The sequence below is a fragment of the Stenotrophomonas sp. YIM B06876 genome, assembly GCF_030711595.1.
In the GTDB taxonomy this organism is placed as follows: domain Bacteria; phylum Pseudomonadota; class Gammaproteobacteria; order Xanthomonadales; family Xanthomonadaceae; genus Stenotrophomonas.
This window is the reverse complement of record NZ_JAUJUJ010000195.1, coordinates 1-1465: the sequence shown is the minus strand read 5'-3', so window position 1 is coordinate 1465 and position 1465 is coordinate 1. Positions and strand designations below refer to the sequence as shown.

Sequence of the window (1465 nt, the reverse complement as noted above, 5' to 3'; positions counted from 1 at the left end):
GAATGGCCTGGATCACGGCGCCGAACTTGGGCGAGAAGCCGAGCACGATGGCGATCAGCGCCGCCACCAGGAACACGGCGGTGGAATAGATCTTGGTGGCCGCCATCACGCCGATGTTCTCGGCGTAAGTGGTCACTCCGGTGCCGCCGGCGCTGCCGCTGACCATGGTGGCGATGCCATCGCCGATGAAGGCGCGGCCCATGTACTGGTCCAGGTTCTTGCCCGTCATCGCGGTCACGGCCTTGATGTGGCCCAGGTTCTCGGCCACCAGGATGATGACCACCGGAGCGATCAGCAGCATGGCCGGCGCACTGAACACCGGCGCGTGGAAGCCCGGCATGCCGACCCAGGGCGCGGCCAGCACGGCCGACAGGTCGAGCGGCTTGCCCAGGCCCATGCCATTGGCCAGCACGGCATACAGGATGCTGGCCACGACCAGGCCGACCAGGATCAACAGGCGCTGCACCATGCCGCGCGTCAGCACCGCCACCAGGCCGACGCTGACAAAAGTGAGTGCCTGCATCCAGCTGTCGAAATTGCTCGCCGCCATGTTCTTGACGGGGATGCTGGCCAGGTTGAGCCCGATCACCGCCACCACCGAACCGGTGACCACGGGCGGCATGAAACGCTCGATCCAGCCCGTGCCCGCCAGCTGCACCACCACGCCGACCAGCGTGTAGAGCAGGCCGCAGGCGATGATGCCGCCCAGCGCCAGGCCGATGTTGGCGTTCGGCCCCTTGCCGGCGTAGGCCGTGGCCGCGATCACCACGCCGATGAAGGCAAAGCTCGAGCCCAGGTAGCTGGGCACCTTGCCGCCGGTGATCAAAAAGAAGATCAGCGTGCCTATGCCGCTCATCAAGATCGCCAGGTTGGGATCGAACCCCATCAGGATGGGCGCCAGCACGGTCGAGCCGAACATGGCGATGACGTGCTGCACGCCCATGGCCCCGGTCTGCGGCCACGGCAGGCGCTCGTCGGGTCCGATCACGCCGCCCTGCTGCAGCGCGTCGGCGCTTTTCTCCCTCCAGGTCATGAAGCCCATGGATTTTTCTCCGTTGTGTGGTTTGGTGCCGCGCATAGTAATGGGAACTGGCGCGCCGTGCGGCGATAGCGCGGCCGTCTGGCGCTGCCGAGCCGCGCGGCGTACAGTGGATCGCTCATCAACCTGCACAAGGATCGACCATGCGCATGGACATCTATCGCCGAGCCGAGGCCCAAGAGAAGTTCTCCCACCTCGCCGTGCCCGAGGGGCGGCCGATTCCCCAGGAAGCGATCAATGTGGACTGGGAGAGCGAACACCGCGGCATCGAACTCGATGAGGACGCGCGGCATTGGGACCGCTACGGGATCGCCGAGCCCGGCCGCCAGATCCGTGAAAAAGGCTACGCCATCACCCAGCTGAGCGCGCAGACCGATTAGTCCTGTCGTTTGGGGGACGCCCGGGACAAGACAGAACCGGCGCGGC

At 66.2% G+C, this 1465-nt stretch carries 2 protein-coding genes; one reads left to right on the top strand and one right to left on the bottom strand.

The annotated features are described in order from the left end of the window. On the bottom strand, window positions 1-1033 hold a 1033-nt coding region (locus tag QZH66_RS16005; RefSeq protein ID WP_345783861.1), incomplete at its 3' end, for a solute carrier family 23 protein. A 149-nt stretch (window positions 1034-1182) separates the two neighbouring features. Here QZH66_RS16005 and QZH66_RS16000 point away from each other — a divergent pair. Continuing rightward, complete coding sequence (locus QZH66_RS16000) at window positions 1183-1419, top strand: DUF6139 family protein (RefSeq protein WP_305806881.1); 237 nt, start codon at window positions 1183-1185, stop codon at window positions 1417-1419. Window positions 1420-1465: the final 46 nt, after the last annotated feature.